At 70.9% G+C, this 20,216-nt stretch carries 21 protein-coding genes; 11 read left to right on the forward strand and 10 right to left on the reverse strand.

Annotation, left to right across the window (positions count from 1 at the left end; genetic code table 11):
- Positions 1-7 precede the first annotated feature (7 nt).
- Together GBB76_RS14805 and GBB76_RS14810 are read right to left on the reverse strand one after the other, a co-directional pair.
- Positions 8-685, reverse strand: a complete 678-nt coding sequence (locus GBB76_RS14805; RefSeq protein WP_152304013.1) for a DsbA family protein — start codon at positions 683-685, stop codon at positions 8-10.
- Between the two features lie 101 nt (positions 686-786).
- A complete protein-coding gene (locus tag GBB76_RS14810) occupies positions 787-1,320 on the reverse strand; it encodes a DUF721 domain-containing protein (RefSeq protein WP_152304014.1) in 534 nt (177 codons plus the stop codon).
- A gap of 98 nt (positions 1,321-1,418) precedes the next feature.
- On the opposite strand from GBB76_RS14810, the gene mutY reads away from it, so the two are divergent.
- Positions 1,419-2,492: an A/G-specific adenine glycosylase gene (gene mutY, locus GBB76_RS14815; RefSeq protein ID WP_152304015.1), complete on the forward strand. Its 1,074-nt coding sequence runs from the start codon at positions 1,419-1,421 to the stop codon at positions 2,490-2,492.
- Between the two features lie 5 nt (positions 2,493-2,497).
- Here the strand turns inward: mutY and GBB76_RS14820 are convergent, their stop codons facing one another.
- Complete coding sequence (locus tag GBB76_RS14820; protein WP_152304016.1) at positions 2,498-3,673, reverse strand: site-specific DNA-methyltransferase; 1,176 nt, start codon at positions 3,671-3,673, stop codon at positions 2,498-2,500.
- A gap of 112 nt (positions 3,674-3,785) precedes the next feature.
- On the opposite strand from GBB76_RS14820, the gene GBB76_RS14825 reads away from it, so the two are divergent.
- Positions 3,786-4,829, forward strand: a complete 1,044-nt coding sequence (locus tag GBB76_RS14825; RefSeq protein ID WP_152304017.1) for an FUSC family protein — start codon at positions 3,786-3,788, stop codon at positions 4,827-4,829.
- On the opposite strand, the gene GBB76_RS14830 is transcribed toward GBB76_RS14825, so the two are convergent.
- On the reverse strand, positions 4,816-5,802 hold the full coding sequence (locus GBB76_RS14830) for a DMT family transporter (RefSeq protein WP_152304018.1): 987 nt from the start codon (positions 5,800-5,802) through the stop codon (positions 4,816-4,818). The genes GBB76_RS14825 and GBB76_RS14830 overlap by 14 nt on opposite strands.
- A 130-nt stretch (positions 5,803-5,932) precedes the next feature.
- Positions 5,933-6,481: an Lrp/AsnC family transcriptional regulator gene (locus GBB76_RS14835; RefSeq protein WP_152304019.1), complete on the reverse strand. Its 549-nt coding sequence runs from the start codon at positions 6,479-6,481 to the stop codon at positions 5,933-5,935.
- Between the two features lie 196 nt (positions 6,482-6,677).
- Between GBB76_RS14835 and GBB76_RS14840 the strand changes: the two genes are divergently transcribed.
- The 6 genes from GBB76_RS14840 to GBB76_RS14865 all read left to right on the forward strand — a co-directional run bounded on the left by GBB76_RS14840 (position 6,678) and on the right by GBB76_RS14865 (position 13,211).
- Complete coding sequence (locus GBB76_RS14840; protein WP_152304020.1) at positions 6,678-10,130, forward strand: chromosome segregation SMC family protein; 3,453 nt, start codon at positions 6,678-6,680, stop codon at positions 10,128-10,130.
- Between the two features lie 333 nt (positions 10,131-10,463).
- Positions 10,464-10,847 carry an AtpZ/AtpI family protein gene (locus tag GBB76_RS14845; protein ID WP_152304021.1) on the forward strand — a complete coding sequence of 128 codons (384 nt, stop codon included), beginning with the start codon at positions 10,464-10,466 and terminating at the stop codon, positions 10,845-10,847.
- 136 nt (positions 10,848-10,983) lie between these two features.
- On the forward strand, positions 10,984-11,733 hold the full coding sequence (locus GBB76_RS14850; RefSeq protein WP_202911245.1) for a F0F1 ATP synthase subunit A: 750 nt from the start codon (positions 10,984-10,986) through the stop codon (positions 11,731-11,733).
- A 65-nt stretch (positions 11,734-11,798) separates the two neighbouring features.
- Positions 11,799-12,026 (forward strand): F0F1 ATP synthase subunit C, encoded by a 228-nt coding sequence (locus GBB76_RS14855; protein ID WP_131833791.1) that lies wholly within the window; start codon positions 11,799-11,801, stop codon positions 12,024-12,026.
- A gap of 83 nt (positions 12,027-12,109) precedes the next feature.
- Positions 12,110-12,718, forward strand: a complete 609-nt coding sequence (locus GBB76_RS14860; protein WP_152304023.1) for a F0F1 ATP synthase subunit B — start codon at positions 12,110-12,112, stop codon at positions 12,716-12,718.
- Positions 12,690-13,211, forward strand: a complete 522-nt coding sequence (locus GBB76_RS14865; protein WP_202911113.1) for an ATP F0F1 synthase subunit B — start codon at positions 12,690-12,692, stop codon at positions 13,209-13,211. Before GBB76_RS14860 ends, GBB76_RS14865 begins: the two co-directional genes overlap by 29 nt.
- 382 nt (positions 13,212-13,593) lie before the next feature.
- Here GBB76_RS14865 and GBB76_RS14870 read toward each other — a convergent pair whose 3' ends face one another.
- Positions 13,594-14,910 (reverse strand): cell wall hydrolase, encoded by a 1,317-nt coding sequence (locus GBB76_RS14870; RefSeq protein WP_246668943.1) that lies wholly within the window; start codon positions 14,908-14,910, stop codon positions 13,594-13,596.
- Between the two features lie 208 nt (positions 14,911-15,118).
- Positions 15,119-16,111: an L-threonylcarbamoyladenylate synthase gene (locus GBB76_RS14875; protein WP_202911246.1), complete on the reverse strand. Its 993-nt coding sequence runs from the start codon at positions 16,109-16,111 to the stop codon at positions 15,119-15,121.
- 222 nt (positions 16,112-16,333) lie between these two features.
- On the opposite strand from GBB76_RS14875, the gene GBB76_RS14880 reads away from it, so the two are divergent.
- The 3 genes from GBB76_RS14880 to GBB76_RS14890 all read left to right on the forward strand — a co-directional run bounded on the left by GBB76_RS14880 (position 16,334) and on the right by GBB76_RS14890 (position 18,027).
- Positions 16,334-17,263 carry a histone deacetylase family protein gene (locus GBB76_RS14880; protein WP_152304026.1) on the forward strand — a complete coding sequence of 310 codons (930 nt, stop codon included), beginning with the start codon at positions 16,334-16,336 and terminating at the stop codon, positions 17,261-17,263.
- Positions 17,264-17,330: 67 nt separating this feature from the next.
- Entirely contained in the window at positions 17,331-17,576 is a 246-nt protein-coding gene (locus GBB76_RS14885) for an exodeoxyribonuclease VII small subunit (protein WP_152304027.1), read from the forward strand.
- A gap of 28 nt (positions 17,577-17,604) precedes the next feature.
- Positions 17,605-18,027 (forward strand): DUF1284 domain-containing protein, encoded by a 423-nt coding sequence (locus GBB76_RS14890; protein WP_152304028.1) that lies wholly within the window; start codon positions 17,605-17,607, stop codon positions 18,025-18,027.
- Between the two features lie 3 nt (positions 18,028-18,030).
- Here GBB76_RS14890 and GBB76_RS14895 read toward each other — a convergent pair whose 3' ends face one another.
- From GBB76_RS14895 to GBB76_RS14905, 3 genes are read right to left on the reverse strand one after another with little or no spacing between them, the layout of a single operon-like run.
- Positions 18,031-18,282: a DUF1272 domain-containing protein gene (locus GBB76_RS14895; RefSeq protein ID WP_152304029.1), complete on the reverse strand. Its 252-nt coding sequence runs from the start codon at positions 18,280-18,282 to the stop codon at positions 18,031-18,033.
- 32 nt (positions 18,283-18,314) lie between these two features.
- Positions 18,315-18,902, reverse strand: coding sequence for a protein-S-isoprenylcysteine O-methyltransferase (locus tag GBB76_RS14900; RefSeq protein WP_152304030.1), 588 nt, complete (start codon positions 18,900-18,902; stop codon positions 18,315-18,317).
- A 15-nt stretch (positions 18,903-18,917) separates the two neighbouring features.
- Positions 18,918-20,180 (reverse strand): hypothetical protein, encoded by a 1,263-nt coding sequence (locus GBB76_RS14905; RefSeq protein WP_152304031.1) that lies wholly within the window; start codon positions 20,178-20,180, stop codon positions 18,918-18,920.
- Between the last annotated feature and the right edge of the window lie 36 nt (positions 20,181-20,216).

Below are 20,216 nucleotides of genomic sequence, written 5' to 3' on the forward strand. Positions count from 1 at the left end.
CGTCCGCTCAGTTGCCGAGCAGGGGCGCCAGTTCCTTGTCGAGATCGGCCACGCTCATGGCGCCCGACACCTTCTTGCCGTTGATGAAGAAGGTGGGGGTGGAATCGACGCCGAACCCGGCGCCGAGCTTGGTGGTCTCGTCGATCTGGCCGGCCAGCTTGGTGTCGTTGAGGCAGGCGTTGAACTGCTGCTCGGTCATGCCGCTCTGCTTGGCGATGGCAAGCAGCGCCTGCGCCGGGTTGTTGCCGAAGGCCCAGCTCTTCTGCGTCTCGAACAGCGTGTCGGTGAGCGGGTAGTACTTCCCCTCGCCGGCGCAGCGCGCCAGCATGAAGCCGGCCTTGGCCACGATGTCGAGCGGGAACTCGCGCAGGATGAAGCGCACCTTGCCGGTGTCGATGTATTTCTCCTTGAGCACCGGATAGGTGGTCTCGTGGAAATGCGCGCAGTGGCCGCAGGTCAGCGAGGCGTATTCGACGATCGTCACCGGCGCGTCGGCCTTGCCCAGCACCTGGTCGGGCAGCGGGCCCGGCGCCATCAGCTTTGCGGTGTCCACCGTCTGCGCCTCGGCCCGGCCGATCAGGCCGAGACCGCCGGCAAGGCCGCCGGGGGAGGCGAGGGCGACAAGCGCGCCGACAGTGAGCGCGGCGGTGCCGATACCTTCGAGGACGCGACGGCGGTCGATCATGGTAGCTCTCCAAGGGAAGGCCGGACGCCGCCGGACCCAGAACGTCGTAGCGCCTACAGCCAGCGCGCGAACATGGCAACGGGGGGGCCGCACGCGCTACGTCACCGCTGCGTGAAGCCGGGCTCGCCCCGGCGGGGCTCCCGCGCGGGTTTGCGCTCGTCGCGCGCCACCAGAACGCCGAGCCGGGCCAGCGCGTCAGCCAGCGCGGAATCCTCGAACGTGCCGACCTCGCGGTCGAGCCGGTGCCTCACCGCGTCGCAGGCCCGCGCGTCGGGCTCGACGAAGGCCCGGCGCGTCCGTGGGCGCGGCACCGGGCCCTGCCGCAGGGCGATCCGGCCGATGCAGCGCCAGCCGAAATAGCGGTTCACCCGCTCGATCACCACAGGCGCGTCGTGCTGCAATTCGATGGCGAAGCCGCCCTCGACGCGCACATGAAGCACGCCGGGCTCGCCGCTGTCCTGACGCGAGGGCCAGGCCAGCTTGATCGGCACGGCGCGCGCCGCCAGCGCCTCGCCGACGATCTCGGCCCAGCGTGTGACGATTTCCACCGAGGCGAGGCCGCGCTGGCGGCAGCTCTCGGCGATGGTCGCGTCGATCAGGTCGGCGAGCGGGCGCGGATAGGAGCGTGGAGCCATGGATGCGGAGCCGGGGTAGGAGGCCGGGCGTGGCGGATATCTCGTCTTGCCCGGTGCGGCCGATACAGCCACCTTGCGGGCACGTCGCCGAGGATCGCATGCAAGCCGCCGCCAATCCAGCCGCCAATCCGTCCCGCGTCCCGCCGCCCCGGCCGGCGGCATTGCTCGCCTGGTACGACCGCCACCGCCGCCGCCTGCCCTGGCGCGCTCCCCCGGGCGAACGCCAGCATCCCTACCGCGTCTTCCTTTCCGAAATCATGCTGCAGCAGACGACGGTGGTGACGGTGGCGCCCTATTACGCCGCCTTCCTCGCGCGCTGGCCGGAGGTGGAGGCGCTGGCGGCCGCGCCGCTGGAGGAGGTGCTCTCGGCCTGGGCGGGGCTCGGCTATTACGCCCGCGCCCGCAATCTGCACGCCTGCGCCCGGGCGGTGGTGGAGCGCCATGACGGGCGGTTTCCGCCCGATGAGGCGGCGCTGCTCGCCCTGCCGGGCATCGGCCCCTACACGGCCGCCGCGATCGCTTCCATCGCCTTCGACCGGCGCGCCGCTCCGGTGGACGGCAATTGGGAGCGGGTGATCGCCCGCCTTTTCGCGGTTGAGGAGCCGATGCCGAAGGCGCGGACGCGGCTGCGCGCGCTGGCGCTCACTTTGCTGCCGGACGAGCGGCATGGCGATTTCGCGCAGGCGATGATGGATCTGGGCGCCACCATATGCTCGCCGCGCAAGCCCGCCTGCGCGCTCTGCCCGTGGAACGATGCCTGCGCCGCGCGGGCGGCCGGCGTGCCCGAGCGCTATCCGCTGAAGACGGCCAAGGCCGCGCGGCCAACGCGGCGCGGCGTCGCCTTCCTCGCGGTGCGGGCGGACGGTGCGGTGCTGGTGCGCTCGCGGCCCCCACGCGGCCTGCTCGGCGGCATGAGCGAGGTGCCCTCGACGCCCTGGGAGGCCGCGGCCGTGGCGAACGCCGCCGTCCATGCCCCGCTGCCGGCCTCATGGATGGCGCTCAATGCGCCCGTCACCCATGTGTTCAGCCATTTCGCGCTGGAACTGGACGTCTGGCGCGCCGAACTGCCGTCGAGCGCGGTCGCGCCCGCCGGCCATCGCTGGGTGCGGCCCGAAGATTTCGACGCCGAAGCCTTTCCGAGCGTGATGCGCAAGGTGCTGGCGCGGCTGTGAGCGGGCTATTCCGCTGCCAGCGCCATTTCCGAGCGCGCCGTGGCGCGCAGGCTGTCGATGGGCTTCAGTCCCTCGCGGGTGGCGATGTGCCAGAAGGTCCAGCCATTGCAGGCGTCGATGCCCTGCGCGATGGCGCCGGCGCGGTGAATCGAGCCGATCTGGCCGAGGCCCGGCGCCGTCTCCAGAGACAGCGTGCCGTCGGCGCGCACCAGCGCGCGGAATCGCGATCTGGCGTCGGTCAGCAGCGTGCCGGGTGCGATGAGTCCGCGCTCCAGCAGGGCGCCGAAGGCGATGCGCGGGGCTTCGCGCGCAGTCGGCGCGGCCGCCAGCGTCAGGTCGGGCAGCGGCTCCACCGCGTCGATGCGGGCCTGCGCGGCGTCGGCGTAGACCGGATCGCGCTCGATGCCGACGAAATGCCGGCCGAGGCGCTTGGCCACCGCCGCCGTGGTGCCGGAGCCGAGGAAGGGGTCGAGCACCACGTCGCCCGGCTTCGAGGCGGAAAGGATCACCCGCGCCAGCAGGGCCTCGGGCTTCTGGGTCGGGTGGACCTTGTGGCCGTCATCGTCCTTCAGCCGCTCGGCGCCCGAGCAGATCGGGAACAGCCAGTCGGAGCGCATCTGCACGTCCTCATTGGCCGCCTTCATCGCCTCGTAATTGAAGGTGTAGCCCTTGCCGCCCGGTTCGCGCGCCGCCCAGATCAGCGTCTCATGCGCATTGGTGAAGCGCCGGCCGCGGAAGTTCGGCATCGGGTTGGTCTTGCGCCAGACGATGTCGTTGAGGATCCAGAAGTCGAGATCCTGCAGCATGGCGCCGACGCGGAAGATGTTGTGATAGGAGCCGATCACCCACAGCGTGCCGGTGGGCTTGAGCACGCGCCGCGCCGCCAGCAGCCAGGCGCGGGTGAAGGCGTCATAGGCCTCGAAGCTCTCGAACTTGTCCCAGGCGTCGTCCACCGCGTCGACCCGGCTGTCGTCGGGCCGCTTCAGCTCGCCCTGGAGCTGGAGATTATAGGGCGGGTCGGCGAAGATCAGGTCGACCGAAGCGGCCGGCAGCCGCGACAGGGCGGCAACGCAATCGCCGCGCACGATGGTGTCGAGGGGAAGCTCGGAAGACGGGCCGGGGCGGCGCATCGCGCCGGATCGGGACGCCACGCGGGCCTCCCCGTTACGAACCACCTTCATGGACGCTCAACCCTACTCGAACAGGACGCAACAGACGCGCGGCAGCGCGTATCCACAATCTCCGTCGCGCAGGGTAAAGACCGGGTAAAGGTAATGGCCGGGGGAATGCGGCATGGTCGAAACCATCGGTAAACCATCCCCCGCCGCAGCCGGCGACCTGCCGCGCTGGCATGGCGACGGCCTGCTCGCCCGCTCGATCCGCTTCGCCCTGACGGTGATGGCGCCGATCTCCGTCGGCCTCGTGGTCGGCGTCGACATCTGGCTGATCTACGCCATGCTGACCTGCATCCTCGGCTTCACCCTCGATACCGGAGGGCCGGCGGCGCAGCGGCTCGTGCGCATCGGCGCGGCCGGGGCGGTGATTCTCCTCGGCACCGGCCTCGGCACGCTGGTCGCTCACCACACCGGCCTCATCATCCTCGCCTTCGCGCTTGCCGGCGCCCTCTACGCGCTGGTCGAGAGCATCGATCCGAGCGCGGCGGCGGCCTCGCGCTTCCTCTGCCTGACGCTGGCGGTCGGGGCGCTGTACGCGCCGCTGCAGCCGGCCGACATTCCGGTGGTCGCCGGCTTCGCGGTCTGGGCATGGCTGGTCTCGCTTGGCTGGGATCTCGTCGTCGGCCTGTGGCGTCCCTCCGTCGCGCCGGCGCCGCGCGCGGTGCTCGCCCGCATCCGCGCCACCGCGCGCGAGCGCTGGATATTCGCCGGGGCGGTGGCGATCTCGGTGCCGCTGGCGTTGTTCACCAGCCTCGCCCTCGGCCTGCACCGGCCCTACTGGGCGCTGATCGCTATCGTGCTGGTGCTCAGGGCGGATTCGCTGATGAGCCGGCAGCTCATGATTCAGCAGCTCGCCGGCACGCTGCTCGGCATCCTCGCCGCGCTCGGCTTCGGCCATCTCTTCCCGGCCCATGCCGCCCTGCTGACGGGGATGGCGCTGGCGGCGCTGCTGCGCTGGCCGGCGCAGCAGCTCAACGGCACGCTCGGCGCCGCCGCGCTGACCGCCTTCATCATCCTGCTGCTGGAGCTGGTCGCCGGCGGCATCGGCGGGGCCGCCCACGACATCGCCGAGCGGCTGGTCGACGTGACGGTGGGCTGCGGCTTCGCCTTCGTGGCGCTGGAACTCGACCGGCTCGGCCGCCGCCTGTTCAGGCGCCGCTAGGCGAGGGCGCGCTCTCCGGCAGGCGGCGGTCGCGCAGGCCGAGCCCCGTCAGCACCAGCGCGAAGCCGAGCGCGTGGTAGAGCTGCATCGCCTCGCCGATGATGCCGACGCCGAGCGCACCGCCGAACACCGGCATGAGCTGGAGAAACTGGCCGGCCCGCGTCGGCCCGAGCGTGCCGACCCCGCGCGCCCACAGCACGAAGCCGAGCGTCGGCAGGCTGCCGACATAGAGCACCAGAAGCGCGATCGTGCCCGGCTGCACCGTTCCCGCGTCGCGCAAGGCGATCTCCCACAGCGCCACCGGCGCCAGCGCGACGAGGCCGAAGGGAATGCTCACGGTGAGCGCGGCGGCCGGCGAGAGGCCGGTAGGGAACCGCTTCAGCAGCACGGCATAGAGCGCGAAGGCGGCGATACCGAGAAACAGCAGCACATCGCCGCCATGCAGGTCGAGCCGCGCCAGCGTGGCGATGTCGCCGCGCAGCACGATCAGCCCGACCCCGGCGGTGGAGACGGCGAGCGCGAGGCGCGAGCGCGCCGAGGTCCGCTCGCCCAGCAGCAGCCAGCCGAACAGACCGACGAGGATCGGCGCCGCCGCGCCGATGATCGAGCCGTTGACGAGGCTGGTATGGGCGAGGCCGGCATAGATGAGCACGGTGAACACGCCGATGTTCAGCACGCCGCAGGCGAGCCAGAACGGCCAGCGCCGGACGATCTCCCCGCGCCGGGTAACGATCTCCCGGGCGGTGAAGGGCAGCAGAAGCGCGAAGGCCAGCGCCCAGCGGGCGGCGGAAAAGGTCGCCGGCGGCACGATGTCGGCGGCGAGTCGTCCGGCGAGGAAATTGCCGGACCACAGCAGGGCGGCGCCGGCCAGCGCCAGCGCGGCGAGGTTGGCGGGCGTGCCGAGCCCGGCCGACCGGACCGAGCCGGCGGTGCGGGAGACCAGAGGTGTCAACGTGTCTGCCACGAATGCCATGACGCGCCTCCCGAGAGTGCCGAGCGGGACTGGGAATGAATGCCGAACTAGGTCAGTGTAGTTGACCTAGTTCGGCATGTCCTTGCGTTCTCGGGGGGCCGGGAGGCCGGCCTGCGGCAGATTCTGCCGCTCAGGGCCGCTTTATCGGGCGGAGCGGCGCGCTGCCTGTCTTTTCGGAAGCGGAATCGGTCGTGGCGACGGGGCGCAGATGGTCGAGCGGCAGCCGCCCGCTTTCCTTCACCCGCTTGAGCGCGAGCGAGGAGCGCACGCCGCGCACGCCGGGCAGGCCCATCAATATGTCATGGGCGAAATGGGCGAAGCCGTCGAGGTCCTCGCACACCACATGCAGCATGTAGTCGCTGTCGCCGGTGACGCTGTAGCAGGCGACCACCTGCGGCAGCGCCAGCACCGCCGCCTCGAATTCGCGCGCGGCCTCCTCCACCTGCCGTTCCAGATGCACATGGATGAAGGCGAGTACGCCGAGGCCGAGCCGGCCCGGCTCCAGCCGCGCCTGATAGGAGGCGATCAGCCCCTCCTCCTCCAGCCGGCGGGTGCGGCGCAGACAGGGCGAGGGCGACAGGCCGATGCGCTCGGAAAGCTCGGCATTGGTCAGCCTGCCGTCCTGCTGCAGCTCCCGCAATATGCGCAGATCGAACATATCGAGGGCAACGCTGCGCATCTTCTGTCTCCCAAGGCGGAATCGACGGCAGGATCGGGCGATGATGGACAGTCTGCCGGCAGAAGGCGCGCGGTCGCAATAGGCCATTGGTTCCGCCTGCCGGCCACCGTCCAGCCGACCCGCCCGCCGCAACATGTCGTGGATCGCCGCCCGCCATCCACTTGAACTTGTGGTTGCCTGGCCTCACCCTAGGACCATGAAGTTCACCCGCCTCCGCCTCGTCGGCTTCAAGACCTTCGTCGAACCGACCGACATGCTGATCGAGCCCGGCCTCACCGGCGTGGTGGGCCCGAATGGCTGCGGCAAGTCGAATCTTGTCGAAGCCATGCGCTGGGTGATGGGCGAGAGCTCCTACAAGGCGATGCGCGCCGAGGGCATGGACGACGTCATTTTCGGCGGCTCGACCACCCGGCCCTCGCGCAACACCGCCGAGGTGGTTCTCACCGTCGACAATTCCGACCGCTCCGCCCCGGCGGTGTTCAACGACGCCGACTTTCTGGAAATCTCCCGCCGCATCGAGCGCGAGGCCGGCTCCTCCTACCGCATCAACGGGCGCGAGGTGCGCGCGCGCGACGTGCAGATCCTGTTCGCCGACGCCTCCTCCGGCTCGCGCTCGCCCTCCATGGTGCGGCAGGGCCAGATCGGCGAGATCGTCGGCGCCAAGCCCTCGGCCCGCCGGCGCCTGCTGGAAGAGGCGGCGGGCGTCGCCGGCCTGCACGCAAGGCGGCAGGAGGCGGAGATGCGCCTGCGCGCCGCCGAGACCAACCTCACCCGGCTGGAGGATGTGATCGGCCAGATCGGCGGCCAGCTCGACGCGCTGCGCCGCCAGTCGCGGCAGGCGGCGCGCTACCGCGTGCTGTCCACCGACATCCGCAAGGCCGAGGCCGCTCTGCTCTGGCTGCGCTGGCTGGAGGCGAGCGGAGGGCTCGGCGAGGCGAGTCGGGCGCTCGATCTCGCGGTGCGCGAGGTTGCCGCGCGGACCTTGCAGCAGGGCGAGGCGGCCCGTGCCGCCGCCGTCGCCGCGCACGGACTGCCGGCGCTGCGCGAGGCCGATGCCGCCGCCGCCGCCGCCCTTCAGCGTCTGACGCTGGCGCGCGGTGAACTCGACCGCGACGAGGCCCGCGCCGGCGCTCGCCGCGAGGAACTCGACCGCCGCCTCGCCCAGCTCGCCGGCGACATGGAGCGCGAGCGGGCGCTGGCCGCCGATGCCGGCGCCATGCTGGAACGCCTCATCGAGGAGGCGGAGGAACTCGCCATCGCGCAGGAGCAGGTGGCCGAGCTGGAAGCGGAGGCCGTGGCGCTGCGCGAGGAGGCGGCCGGCCGGCTCGCCGATTCCGAGCGCGACTTCGCCGAGGCGACCGCCGCCAATGCCGAGAGCGCGGCCCGGCGCGGGGCGCTGGAGCGCGCGCTGCGCGAGGAGGGCGAGCGCCTCGCCCGGTTGCAGCGGGAGGCGCAGGCGCTGTCCGGCGAGCGCCGCCAGCTCGAGGAGGCCATCGGCGCCGCCCGGCTCGACGAGCGGCGCGAGATCGCCGAGATCGCGCAGGACGCCTTTTCCGGCGCCGAGGCCGCCGCCCTCGAGGCCGAGAACGCCCACGCGAGCGCCCGCGCCGCGCTCGACCAGGCCCGCCGTCCGCTGGCCGAGGCCGAGCGCGCGGCCCAGCGTCTCGATACCGAGGCGCGCACCCTTTCCAAGCTGCTCGACGTCGGTACGCCCCGGCAATGGCCGCCCGTGCTCGATTCGATCCGGGTCGAGCGTGGCTATGAGAGCGCCCTTGGCGCCGCGCTGGGCGACGATCTCGACGCGCCCGACGCCGTCGCCGCGCCGGTCCACTGGGCGCTGTCCGACGGGGCGGGCGACGCGCCGCTGCCGCAGGGCGTCGAGGCTCTGGCCCTTTATGTCGAGGCGCCGCCGGTGCTGGCCCGCCGCCTCGCCCAGATCGGCGTTGTGCTGGCCCATGACGGCCCGCGTCTTTCGGCCCTGCTCCGGCCCGGCCAGCGCCTCGTCTCCCGCGAGGGCGACCTGTGGCGCTGGGACGGGCTGACCGCCGCCGCTGACGCGCCGACCGCCGCCGCCCGGCGCCTCGCCGAGCGCAACCGCCTCGCCGATATCGAGGCCGAGCTGGAAGGCGCCCGTGCCGAGGTCGCCATCCACCGCGCCGCGCTGGAGATGGCGGAAGCCTCGCTACGCGCCGCCGGCGCCCGCGAGAATGCGGCGCGCGAAGGCCGCCGCGCCGCCCTGCGCACCATGGAGGTCGCGCGCGAGGACCTCTCCCGCGCCGAGCGCGCCGCCGGCGAGCAGAATGCGCGCCTTGCCGCACTCGCGGCCAATCTCGCCCGCCTGGATGTGGAGTGCGAGAAGGCGGAGGCCGCGCTGGCCGAGGCGCACGCGGCCGTCGCCGAGCAGCCGCCCGCCGCCGAGGGTGAGGCCTGGCTGGCCGAAATCCGTGCCCGGGTGGCGCAGGACCGCGCCGTGCTGGCGGAAGCGCGCGCCCGCGCCGACGCGCAGGGCCGCGAGCGCGAGCAGCGCGTGCGGCGCCTCTCCGCCATCGCCGCCGAGCGGGCCTCCTGGGAAGGCCGGGCCGGGGGCACGGGCGAGCGGGTGGCGGCGCTGGAGGCGCGAGTCGCCGAGGCCGCTGGCGAGCGCGAGGGCCTCGACGATGCGCCCGCGCGTTTCGCCGCGCGCCGCCGGGCCCTGCTCGACGAGATCGCCAAAGCCGAGCAGGCCCGGCGCGAGGCCGCCGACGCGCTCGCCGCCGCCGAAGCGGGGCAGGCCGACACCGACAAGGCCGCGCGCGCTGCGCTGGATGCCCTCGCCTCCGCCCGCGAGGACAGCGCCCGCGCCGAGGCCCGGGTGGAAGCGGCCCGCCAGCGGCGGCACGACCTTGAGCGCGAGATCGGCGAGGTGCTCGACGGCAATCCCGAGGACGCCCGCGAGATCGCCGGGATCGCGCATGACGCCGACATGCCGGTGCTGGCCGAGGTCGAGGCCGATCTGGCCCGCCTCAAGGCCGACCGCGAGCGGCTCGGCGCCGTCAATCTGCGCGCCGAGGAGGAGCTTTCCGAGATCGAGGGCCAGCACAAGGGCCTCGCCGCCGAGCGCGACGACCTCACCGAGGCGATCAAGCGCCTGCGCCATGGCATCTACGGGCTCAACCGCGAGGCGCGCGAGCGGCTGCAGGCGAGCTTCACCATCGTGGACGGCCATTTCCGCCAGCTTTTCTCCACCCTGTTCGGCGGTGGCGAGGCGCAGCTCGTGCTCACCGATTCGGACGATCCGCTGGAGGCCGGCCTCGACATCATCGCCAAGCCGCCCGGCAAGAGGCCGCAATCGCTGTCGCTGCTGTCGGGCGGCGAGCAGGCGCTGACCGCCATGGCGCTGATCTTCGCCGTGTTCCTGACCAACCCGGCGCCGATCTGCGTGCTCGACGAGGTGGACGCGCCGCTCGACGACGCCAATGTGGAGCGGTTCTGCAACCTGCTCGACGAGATGCGCCGCCTTACCGAGACACGCTTCGTCACCATCACCCACAACCCGATCACCATGAGCCGGATGAACCGCCTGTTTGGCGTCACCATGGCCGAGCGGGGCGTCTCCAAGCTGGTCTCGGTCGACCTCGCCACTGCCGAGCGCTTCCTCGAGGCGAGCTGATTCTCTCCTCTCTGCCGTTGCGGCAGGATTCGCGGCAAACGGGGCGGGGAACCCTCGCGGCCCGCTCCGGCAGCCCCTGCCGGGGGCTCATATGGGGCGTTCGCCGTATTTCCCGTCCGGTCTCTGGCATGCCAAAAACACGCGGACGGCTTCCCTTGGTGCAAAACAGGCTTCCCGGTGCCTGCGACAGAGCGTCCACACTCCCTATTTCCCATGTCATTTCAATGACTTGAAAGATGTGTTCACATCCTTGACACCCCTTGGAGCGAACACTATGGTGCGCCCGGCTTCGGGGTGGAGAAATCCTTCTCCTGACAGGCTTGAGCGTGAACGATGGGCGACCGGGACAAGGCGGACGACCAGAAGGGCTCAACTCCGTCGGAGGTCTCCGATGCCGAGCTCTCCGGCAGGCTTGAGGGCCTCGGCAGTGCGCTGGACAAGGTGCAGGCCGAGCGCAGGGCCGAGGAGAAGGCGTCCCGCGTCCCGGACCGGACGTCCTCTTCGGCGGGCATGACGCTGGCTTTCCGGTTGGGAAGCGAGTTCGTCGCAGGGGTTCTGGTCGGTGCCGGCCTCGGCTGGGGGATCGACCGCCTTCTCGGCATCGCGCCGTGGGGCATGATCGTGTTGATGCTGCTCGGCTTCGGCGCCGGCATCGTGAACATGATGCGTGCCGCCGGTGAGATGGGCCGCAAGACGCCGCCCGGCGGTGGGGCATGACAGATTTTCGGCGCCGGCCCTCGTGGCGGGCGCCCGGACGACAAGGCGGCGCCGTGTGCACGGTGTCTTGGGATGGGGATGGGGCGCCGTTGGCGCCGCATGTTGAGGGCAGCGACCGGCGATGGCCAGCGGCAGCGTGATCGATCCGATCCATCAGTTCCAGATCATCAAGATCGTGGAGCTGGGGAAGCCCGGCGGCATCGAGCTCGCCTTCACCAATTCCGCCGCCTTCATGTTCGGCATCGTCGCGCTGGTGTTCTTCTTCCTCACCTTCGCCACGCGCGGGCGCACCCTGGTTCCCGGCCGGCTTCAGTCGCTGGCGGAACTCTCCTACGAATTCGTGGCCTCCACCGTGCGGGGCTCGGCGGGCAATGAGGGGATGAAGTTCTTCCCCCTCGTCTTCTCGCTCTTCATCTTCGTGCTGACGGCCAACTTCGTCGGCATGATCCCCTATGCCTTCACCGTGACCAGCCACATCATCGTCACCGCCGCGCTGGCGCTGGTGGTGATCCTGACCGTCATCATCTACGGCTTCGTGCGCCACGGCACCCACTTCCTGCGCCTGTTCGTGCCGTCGGGCGTGCCGGCCTTCCTGCTGCCGTTCATGGTGGTGATCGAGCTGATCTCCTTCCTGTCGCGTCCGATCAGCCTGTCGCTGCGTCTGTTCGCCAACATGCTGGCCGGCCATATCGCCATGAAGGTGTTCGCCGGCTTCATCGTGATGATGACCGCCTCGGGCGTCGTCGGCTGGTTCGGCGCCGTGCTGCCGCTGTTCATGGTCGTGGCGCTCACCGCCCTCGAATTCCTGGTCGCCGCCCTGCAGGCTTACGTCTTCGCGGTGCTGACCTGCATCTATCTCAACGACGCGCTGCATCCCGGTCACTGATCGGCGCGTCGCGGGACTCTCATCAAGCCATCCACTCAATCTGACTATTCCAACAGGAGAAGATCATGGAAGCGGAAGCCGCCAAGTTCCTCGGCGCCGGTCTCGCCACGCTCGGCATGGGCCTCGCCGCCATCGGCGTCGGTACCATCTTCGGCAACTTCCTCTCGGGCGCCCTGCGCAACCCGTCGGCGGCCGATGGCCAGTTCGCCCGCGCCTTCATCGGCGCGGCGCTCGCGGAAGGTCTCGGCATCTTCTCGCTGGTCGTCGCCCTCGTTCTGCTCTTCGTGGTCTGACGCCTTCCGGCCCGGGCGCGCCCTTGGGGTGCGCCCGTCGTCGCACTGAGCTGACGTCCGTATCGATCGAGGAAGCCTGAACCATGTCCGAGACCCAGGGTCCGGCCGGTATCACCGTCATCGCCCAAGCGGCACCTTCCGGTCCGCTTCCGGCGGCTAGCGGCGTGGAGATTGCGGTGCCCCCAGCGGAAGCGCACGGCGGCGGCTTCCCGCCCTTCGACGTCCATACCTTTCCCTCGCAGCTGATCTGGCTGGTGATCGCGTTCGCGGCGCTCTACGTGCTGATGAGCCGCATCGCCCTGCCGCGCATCGCCAACATCCTCGAAGAGCGGCACGACCGTATCGCCGACGACATCGAGGAAGCGGGCAAGCTGAAGGCCGAGAGCGAGGCTGCGGCGGTCGCCTATGAAAAGGCGCTCGCCTCCGCCCGCAACAAGGCGCACGGCATCGCCACCGAGACCCGCGACAAGCTGTCGGCCGAGTCCGAGGCGAGCCGCAAGTCGCTGGAAGCCGAACTGTCCGCCAAGCTGGCGGAAGCCGAGGCGCAGATCGCGGCCACCAAGACGGCGGCGCTGACCAATGTCCGCGGCATCGCGGTCGAGGCAGCCGGCGCCATCGTCCACACGCTCGTCGGTTCCACGCCCGCCCCGCAGGCGGTCGAGGATGCGGTCGACGCCGCCATCAAGAACTGAGGAGAGCACCGTGGGTAGCGATACTTTCTGGGTCGCCGTCGCCTTCGTGATCTTCATGGCGATCCTCGCCAAGGCCGGCGCCTTCTCCGGCATGCTCGGTCAGCTCGACGCGCGCGGCGAGCGGATCCGCAAGGAGCTGGAAGAGGCCCGCCGTCTGAAGGAAGAGGCGCAGAAGCTGGTCGCCGAATACAAGCGCCGCCAGCGCGAGGCGGAGGAAGAGGCCGAAGCGATCGTCACCACGGCCAAGGCCGAGGCCGAGCGTCTGGCCGCCGAGGCCAAGCAGAAGCTGGAGGACCTCATCGTCCGCCGCACCAAGATGGCCGAGCAGAAGATCGCCCAGGCCGAGGCGCAGGCCCTGGCCGAAGTGCGGGCCGCCGCTGCCGATGCCGCGGTGAAGGCGTCGCAGGTCCTGCTTGCCGCCCATGTCGTCGGCGACACCGCCGACCGGCTGCTCAACGAGGCGGTCGCCGAGGTCAAGTCGAAGCTCAACTGAGCCTCAAGGCGCCCCCTGCGAACTACCCGATGCCCGGCCTCGCGCCGGGCGTTGTCGTTTTCGGGGGGGGCGCCTCCCGGTCTATGCCGCGCAGATCGCCAACGACCCCTCCTCCGGCCGTCATCCCGGCCGTCGCGAAGCGGCGAGCCGGGATCGCCCTCCGGCTTTCACGCGATCCCGGATCGGCCTTCGGCCGTCCGGGATGACGGGATGACGGGATGAGCGGAGAATTGCCCGCGCAGCCGCGCCTGCCACCGTCAGTTCCGCGACGATACGTTCCGCGCCGTCCGGGAGGCAGAGTCCCGGCGATGATGAGAAGGCGATGATGGGCAGGGTCGCCCGGTCCCGGCGATGGCCCGCCGGGCGTGGCGAAAGAGCCGCTTCAGCTCGTCCAGCGGCGCGGGCGGTAGAAGGTGTGCTCGCCGATGCGGTCGAGCTTGCGCATCTCGCGGATCCAGTTCGGGCGCACCGAGCGGGCGTGGTAATGGGTCGCCCGCCCGACCTTCTCGTCCCAGATCAGGCCGTCCAGCATGCCGGAGGCGATCTCCTTCGCCTGATCCCACAGGCGCGGCTCCGTCACCACGTCGCGGATGTTGTCGCAGGCGAAGGTGAACTGGCAGGCGAAGCGGCGCCGGGCGTTCTGGTAGACCGCGCGGCAGATGTCGGAGGGGTAGTAGCCGGAGAAGACCCGGTTCATCACCACCTGCGCCACGCCGATCTGGCCGCGCCGGGGCTCGCCCCGGCTCTCGAAATAGACCGCCTCGGCGAGGCACTTCTCCGCCCGCTCACGCCGCTTGCCGGAAAGCCCCAGCCGCTCGGCCGGGCTCGGGCCCTCGGCGAGGCGCAGGCCGTCGCCCGCCTCCGACTTCGCGGCCGTGGTGGTGCCGCTGTCGCCCGGGGCGGCGGAGGCCGACGGCGCGCCCGGCGAGAGATGCAGGAAGGGCTGCGGCGGCAGGGCCGCGTGGTCGAGCCCGAAGATGAAGGCATTCTGCCGGTAGAGGGGCAGTTCCGGGTCGGTCTCGTAATAGCTGCGGCCCGGCTCGTCCTCACCCTCCTCCATGGCGGCGAGGGCGCCGTCGCTCGGCACGCTGATGTCGTGGTAGTCGCCGCTCGCGGCCTGCGCGAGCACGGCCTGTTCGAGCTGCGTCGGGTCGCCCGTGGGGTCGCCTGCCGGCACGGAATAGAGGCCGTTGGCCTCGACGTCGGCCATATCGGCGGCCAAGCCGGCACCCTCGCCGTCATCGGCATCCTCGTAGGGGTCGGTGCCGGCGCCGGCCGTGCCCTCCGTCCCCCCGGTGCCGGTGCCCAGGCTGAGCACGAGGGTGTCCGCCGGCCCGAGGCTCGCCGTTCCCGCCCCGGCCAGACTGCCGGGGGTGAGATCGCCGGCCGCGCCGTCGAGCGGGTCGACCTCGAGCGGTTCGGAGGGGGCGATTGCGAGGCGATCGGCCTTGCCGTCGCGGTTGACGTCGACGATGAGGGCGACCGCCGGAGGCGTCGCGATCGCCGAGCCGGACATCAGCGCCGAGGCCGAGGGCCAGGCGAAGGTCGAGGCCTTGAGCGTGTGGACCGGGCCGCCGAGGATGGAAAGCCGCGCGCGTTCCGCGACGCCGGGCTGATGGGCCATGCGGCCGACAATGTCCTGGTAGCCGATGGTGCCGCTACCGCCCGCCAGCATCGCCAGCAGGAGCCCGGCCCTCATCCCCCAGCCTTGAACGCGCGTTGAGACCCGCATTCCCATCCGACGCCCACGCAACACGACGCAACAACACATTCTGCGGCGTGCTCTGTCAGTAACAGGCAAGACCTTGCGCGCCCCAGCCCCATGGTTGTCGCAAATTAACCTTGCGCGAGCGTTAATTCCGCACCGTCAGATGGCACGAGATCGCATCATTCTGCGATTTCCGGCTTCAGCGCGGGGCGGCAGCGCGGCGCAGGCGGTCGGCAATGGCCTCGCCGAGCCCGTGGGAGGGCAGTGCAACGACAGCGATGGCGCGCGCGCCGGTGCCGTCGAGCGCGCGCAGATGGGCATAGAGATTGGCCGCCGCCTCGACGAGATCGCCGGCGGGGCTGAGGTCGAGCCGCGCGACGGCCTGTTCGAATCCCGGTGGCCGTGCCCCGGCGAAGGTCAGCAGCGCCTCGCCGGGACGCACCTCGCCAATGCCGAGCCCGACCGGCACCGAGGGCGCGTAATGCGAGGCGAGCATGCCCGGCGCGCGCGGGGCGGGGTCATCCTCGGCCGCCCCAGCGGAAGGCGGGGGGGCATTGGCCAGCGGGCCGCCGAGCACCGCCTCGATCGCCGCGCGCGGCAGGCCGCCGGGGCGCAGCAGAACGGGTACGGGCCCGGTGCAGTCGACAATGGTCGATTCCACCCCCACGGCACTCGGCCCGGCATCGAGGATCAACTCGATCCGCCCGTCGAGATCGGCCAGCACATGGGCGGCGCTGGTGGGCGAGACATGGCCGGAGCGATTGGCGCTCGGCGCCGCGATGGGGCGCCCCGCCGCCCGCAGCACCGCCTGTGCCACCGGATGCGCCGGCACGCGGATGGCGACGCTCGCCAGTCCCGCCCGGGCCAATTCGCTCGTCGCCCCCTCGATAGCGGGAACCACCAGCGTCAGCGGACCCGGCCAGAAGGCGGCGGCCAATGCCTCTGCGGCGGGGGTAAGACGCCCAACACCGCGCGCAGCGGCCACATCCGGCACATGGGCGATCAACGGGTTGAAGCTCGGCCGCCCCTTGGCGGCGTAGAGGCCGGCGACGGCGCGCGGATCGGTGGCGTCGCAGCCGAGGCCGTAGACCGTCTCGGTGGGGATCGCCACCAGCCCGCCGCCGCCAAGAAGGCGCGCGGCCTCCTCGATGCCGGCGGCATCCGCCATCAGCACCCGCGTTCTCGGCGGCATCGTCACGGGCGGCTGGTTCACGCGCTTTCCCTGTTCAGGTCGGCTCGGATAGGATGCCGGCGCCGGCGGGTCAACGGCAAAGGCCGCCGGCGGGCACGCGGGGAAAAGTGAGGCGCGTCCATTCCACCCGCTGGCCCCGGGCCGGAACGTGGCATATCGTCCACCATCTCCGCGCCCAATCCAGAAAAACATGCGATCGCCCGGATCGACCGAAGGAACGCCATGACGACGCTTCTCATCGCCCACGACGCCTGCCTCGAACATCTCACGCCCTCCGGCCATCCGGAACGGCCCGATCGGGTGCGGGTGCTCAACCGGGTGTTCGAAGGCGAGACCTTCGCCACGCTGGCCCGCGAGCAGGCGCCGGTCGCCGCGCGCGAGGACATTGTGCGCGTTCATCCCGAGGATTTCGTCGCGGCGCTGGAAGAGGCGATGCCGAGCGAGGGGCTGGTGCGCATCGACGGCGACACGGTGATGTCGCCGGGCACCGGGGAAGCGATCTGGCGCGGCGTCGGCGGCGCGGTGCTCGCCGTCGACGAGGTACTGTCCGGCAAGGTGGACAACGCCTTCGTCTCCATGCGCCCGCCCGGCCACCATGCCGAGACCCGCACGCCGATGGGCTTCTGCCTGTTCAACAATGTCGCCATCGCCGCCCGCCACGCGCAGAAGGTGCACGGCATCGGCCGCGTCGCCATCGTCGATTTCGACGTTCATCACGGCAATGGCACGCAGGAGATCTTCTGGTCCGACCCGAGCGTCATGTACGCCTCGACCCACCAGATGCCGCTCTTTCCCGGCACCGGGGCGGTCGGCGAGCGCGGCACCAGCGACAACATCGTCAACGCGCCGCTGCGCTCGGGCGACGATGGCGAGCATTTCCGGGAAGCCTTCGAGAGCCGCATCCTGCCGCGTCTCAATGCCTTCGGCCCGGAACTGCTGATCATCTCCGCCGGCTTCGATGCCCATACGCGCGACCCGCTGGCCAACATCAACCTGCTGGAAGAAGACTTCGCCTGGGTCACGCGGAAGCTGATGGAGGTCGCCGACAAGCATTGCGGCGGCAAGATCGTCTCGGTGCTGGAAGGCGGCTACGACTTGGAGGGGCTCGCGCGCTCCGCCTCCGCCCATGTGAAGGCGCTGATGCACGGCTGACCCCGGCGGGGTGAGTGCGGAGGCCCGACGCGCTATAAGGGGCGCGACTCAGGGACCGGAGGACGCGATGAGCGATGCGGCGGACGTGAATGCACTGAGCTTCGAGAAGGCTCTCGCGGAACTCGAGGCCATCGTCGGCAAGCTTGAGAAGGGCGACGTGCCGCTCGAGGAATCGATCGCGCTCTACGCGCGCGGCGAGGCGCTCAAGGCGCGCTGCGACGCGCTGCTGAAGGATGCCGAGGCGCGGGTGGAGAAGATCACCCTCGGTGCCGATGGCCGCCCGGCCGGCACCCAGCCGCTGGACGGCGAGTGACCTCACCGCGCGCCGTTGGCGGCCGCCCGTGACCGTCCGGCTGCGCGGCCATCACCTGCTCTGCCTGCTGACCTATGTCGGCAAGGGCTACACGCCGGCCTTCGTCGCCAATTACCAGCGCATCGTCGTCCGGCTCAATGCCGGTGAGCCGGTGGAACTGGTCGAGGGGCCGGACGACATCTGCCGCCCCATGCTGGGCGCGGCCGACCATCACTGCTTCAATGCCAGCGTTGCCATGCGCGATGCTCAGGCGCTGGCCGATGTCGGGGTTCTGCTCGGCGAGCCGCTCGCGGCGGAGCAGCCACTGCGGCTCGATCCCGCCCGGCTGGCGGCGCTGCGCGCGGCCTTCGCCGCCGGCACGATCCGCACCGCCTGCGCCGGCTGCCAGTGGTCGGGCCTGTGCACGGAAATCGCGGCATCCGGCTTCGCCGGCGTCCGCCTGACCGGATAGGGCTCAGCCGGCCTTCCGGCCCGCGCAGTCGGGGTTGAACACGCGCGTCGTCGCCGCCGGATGGCGGGCCAGCGCCGCCGGCGGGCGGATCGGCCGCCGCACCAGCTCGCCGCTGCAGTTCGGGCAGACGCCATGCAGCACCTCGCGCGCGCAGTCGGCGCAGAAGGTGCACTCGAAGGTGCAGATCATGGCCTCGCGCGTGTCGGGCGGCAGGTCGCGGTCGCAGCATTCGCAACCCGGGCGCAGTTCCAGCATCTTTGTTTCTCCTGTCGCCCGACCCGCGCGCCTCAGTAGACGCCGGGGATGAGCCGGGCGGTGCGGGCACTATAGGCGCGGTACTCGTCGCCGAACGTGTCGAGCATCATCTTCTCCTCGCGGCCGATGCGGAAGAGATAGAGGATGCCGAAGCCGACAATGCCGGCCGGGCCAGCGATCCAGTTCGGCACCAGGATGAGCTGCGCCAGCGCCCACAGGAAGAAGGCCGAATACATCGGGTGGCGCACATAGCGGTACACGCCGCCGGTAATCAGCTTGTGGCTGTCCTTGATCTCCAGCGTCACCGACCAGTTCTTGCCGAGATCCTTGTGGGTGCGGCGGAACAGCCAGAGCGAGAAGGCGAAGGTGAGCGTACCGAGCGCGAACTGCACCGGCGAATAGGGATAATTGGCGAAGTTGAACAGCTTCGAGGTCGCCCAGAGCAGCGGCGTGATGCCGAGCCCGAGCGTCGAGCAGGACAGCAGCACCAGCTCGCGCAGCCGGTCGCGGGCGTCGACCACCCGCTCGCGCTTCACCTTGCGCTCGAAGGGCATGCGGATGACGTACCAGCCGATGACACCGGCGGCCCAGACGATCTTGGCGGCGACGAGAAGAGACATGCAGCGTCCGTTGGTTCAGGCGATCAGGGAGCCGTCCGGCGCGAAACGGCCGACCGGCCCTTCCGCCCGCGAGGTGAGGTCGGCGAAGGTGAGCGGGCCGAGCACGAACATGAAATAGTCGTAGGCGGCTGGGCGCTCATTCGCCAGCAGGAACTGGTAGTGGATGCGCATCGCGTGCCAGCGCAGCTTCTTCAGCTTCGCATGGGTCAGCATCTGTTTGATGTTGGCGTTGCGCAGCAGCGGCGCCGGCGCGGGCTGGTCGAAGGCGGCGCGGCGCAGCGTCACCGGGTGGAACTTGTAGAAATTGATGGCGTCGTGGCGGGCCTGGTATTCGACCCAGGTCAACCCGGGCGTCGAGGCCACGCGGGCCGCCTGCCGGCGCACCTTGTCGCCGCCCCGGTGCAAGGCGAGCTTGGGGATTGTGGCGCCGCAGGTGAGCAGGCTCACCTGTGTGCGTCCTGCCGCCAGCTCCGGCTCGATGTCCAGCGCCCGGTCGAGCACGCCGAGCATCAGCGTCGCCCCAAGGCTGTGGCCGACCAGCAGCACCTCGTCGTGACGGCCCGAACGGACCTCGTCCATCAGCACCCCGGCGAAGCGGTCGAGCCGGGCGTCGAGCTGAGGGGTCCGGTCGGCAAGGTAGTCGCGGGCGAGGTCCCAGTCGTCGAGCGCCTGATGCAGCCGCCAGTCGCGGCCGGGGCGATGGAACAAGGCGAAGAAGACGGCGACGGCGACGATGGCGCCGAGCCCGAGCGCCGCCCATTCCGGCAGGTAGAGAGCGGCGCTCCAATGGGCGAGCCAGCCGGCAAGCCCGCCGGCGGCGGCGAACAGGGCGAAGATCAGGTAGGGGAAGAAGAAGAAGAAGCCATAGCGCGGGCTGGCCCGGAAATAGCCGCGCGCCGCGCCGCCGCGCAGGAACTCCCACAGCCCGCCATAGCCGCGCCACAGCCGCACGGGGTCGGGCCGCTCGTCCAGTTCGACCACCAGGTCTTCCCAGCGCAGGATGCGGTAGTCGGTGTGGCTCGACCAGTTGGCGCCCTGCGTGTCGACGTCCCAGCGCGCATAGGGCTGGCGCCCGTCGTCGAGGCGCCCTGTGGTCGCCGCCCCGATCGACCACAGCGCGGCGAAGCGCCCGGCCTGATTGACGAAGCGGCCGTGGTGATAGTCCATGTCGGTCGGGTCGTGGCCGGGCAGGAACAGCACCAGCCGCCGCCACGCCGGCCGGGCGGGGGCATGCTCTGCGGGGGCCTCCCCGCTCGCGGCAATGGCGTTGGTCTCCATGATGTTTTTCTAGAGGAAGCCGGGGCGCGAGGCCAA

The organism is Ancylobacter sp. TS-1, assembly GCF_009223885.1.
In the GTDB taxonomy this organism is placed as follows: domain Bacteria; phylum Pseudomonadota; class Alphaproteobacteria; order Rhizobiales; family Xanthobacteraceae; genus Ancylobacter.

Coding starts and splice junctions, on each gene's coding strand:
- GBB76_RS14805 (WP_152304013.1), bottom strand. CDS start 685: ATGATCGACCGCCGTCGCGTCCTCGAAGGTATCGGCACCGCCGCGCTC.
- GBB76_RS14810 (WP_152304014.1), bottom strand. CDS start 1,320: ATGGCTCCACGCTCCTATCCGCGCCCGCTCGCCGACCTGATCGACGCG.
- mutY (WP_152304015.1), top strand. CDS start 1,419: ATGCAAGCCGCCGCCAATCCAGCCGCCAATCCGTCCCGCGTCCCGCCG.
- GBB76_RS14820 (WP_152304016.1), bottom strand. CDS start 3,673: ATGAAGGTGGTTCGTAACGGGGAGGCCCGCGTGGCGTCCCGATCCGGC.
- GBB76_RS14825 (WP_152304017.1), top strand. CDS start 3,786: ATGGTCGAAACCATCGGTAAACCATCCCCCGCCGCAGCCGGCGACCTG.
- GBB76_RS14830 (WP_152304018.1), bottom strand. CDS start 5,802: ATGGCATTCGTGGCAGACACGTTGACACCTCTGGTCTCCCGCACCGCC.
- GBB76_RS14835 (WP_152304019.1), bottom strand. CDS start 6,481: ATGCGCAGCGTTGCCCTCGATATGTTCGATCTGCGCATATTGCGGGAG.
- GBB76_RS14840 (WP_152304020.1), top strand. CDS start 6,678: ATGAAGTTCACCCGCCTCCGCCTCGTCGGCTTCAAGACCTTCGTCGAA.
- GBB76_RS14845 (WP_152304021.1), top strand. CDS start 10,464: ATGGGCGACCGGGACAAGGCGGACGACCAGAAGGGCTCAACTCCGTCG.
- GBB76_RS14855 (WP_131833791.1), top strand. CDS start 11,799: ATGGAAGCGGAAGCCGCCAAGTTCCTCGGCGCCGGTCTCGCCACGCTC.
- GBB76_RS14860 (WP_152304023.1), top strand. CDS start 12,110: ATGTCCGAGACCCAGGGTCCGGCCGGTATCACCGTCATCGCCCAAGCG.
- GBB76_RS14865 (WP_202911113.1), top strand. CDS start 12,690: ATGCGGTCGACGCCGCCATCAAGAACTGAGGAGAGCACCGTGGGTAGC.
- GBB76_RS14870 (WP_246668943.1), bottom strand. CDS start 14,910: ATGAGGGCCGGGCTCCTGCTGGCGATGCTGGCGGGCGGTAGCGGCACC.
- GBB76_RS14875 (WP_202911246.1), bottom strand. CDS start 16,111: ATGCCGCCGAGAACGCGGGTGCTGATGGCGGATGCCGCCGGCATCGAG.
- GBB76_RS14880 (WP_152304026.1), top strand. CDS start 16,334: ATGACGACGCTTCTCATCGCCCACGACGCCTGCCTCGAACATCTCACG.
- GBB76_RS14885 (WP_152304027.1), top strand. CDS start 17,331: ATGAGCGATGCGGCGGACGTGAATGCACTGAGCTTCGAGAAGGCTCTC.
- GBB76_RS14895 (WP_152304029.1), bottom strand. CDS start 18,282: ATGCTGGAACTGCGCCCGGGTTGCGAATGCTGCGACCGCGACCTGCCG.
- GBB76_RS14900 (WP_152304030.1), bottom strand. CDS start 18,902: ATGTCTCTTCTCGTCGCCGCCAAGATCGTCTGGGCCGCCGGTGTCATC.
- GBB76_RS14905 (WP_152304031.1), bottom strand. CDS start 20,180: ATGGAGACCAACGCCATTGCCGCGAGCGGGGAGGCCCCCGCAGAGCAT.